This is a genomic window from Streptomyces sp. NRRL F-2664 (genome assembly GCF_000719345.1).
Classification (GTDB): Bacteria; Actinomycetota; Actinomycetes; order Streptomycetales; family Streptomycetaceae; genus Streptomyces.
The window spans coordinates 1-316 of the sequence record NZ_JOFX01000465.1 but is presented as its reverse complement, the minus strand read 5'-3'; the positions used below and the strand labels follow the sequence as shown (position 1 = coordinate 316).

The window sequence follows — 316 nt, the reverse complement described above, 5'->3', positions numbered from 1 at the left end:
CGGGGGCGACCCCGCCCCCCGCAGTTTCGCGATCGGCCCCTATACAAACTCACCGTTTGTCGGGGCGTTTTCCCGCCCGCGCACCAACGCCGTCTCGTTCCGTGAAAACGATCGGGTTGCGCGCGCCCTGCTGACCCACCTGGCCGAGATCACCGCGGACCGGGTAGCATCGGGAAAAGCCGTCCCCACACGCCGGGATGCCTCGGATTCCGGGGCATCCGAAGCCGACGTCACGGACCGGAAAGTTCAGGAATTTTTTGCGGAAGCTCGATGACCCACTCTGTGGACACCCTGGTGATCGGCGGCGGTGCCATGG

The 316-nt window shown here is 65.8% G+C and carries 1 pseudogene; it reads left to right on the top strand.

Features of this window, described 5'->3' with window-relative positions:
- A pseudogene (locus IF89_RS48950) lies at positions 1–274 on the top strand (hypothetical protein); the annotation flags it as partial.
- Positions 275–316: the final 42 nt, after the last annotated feature.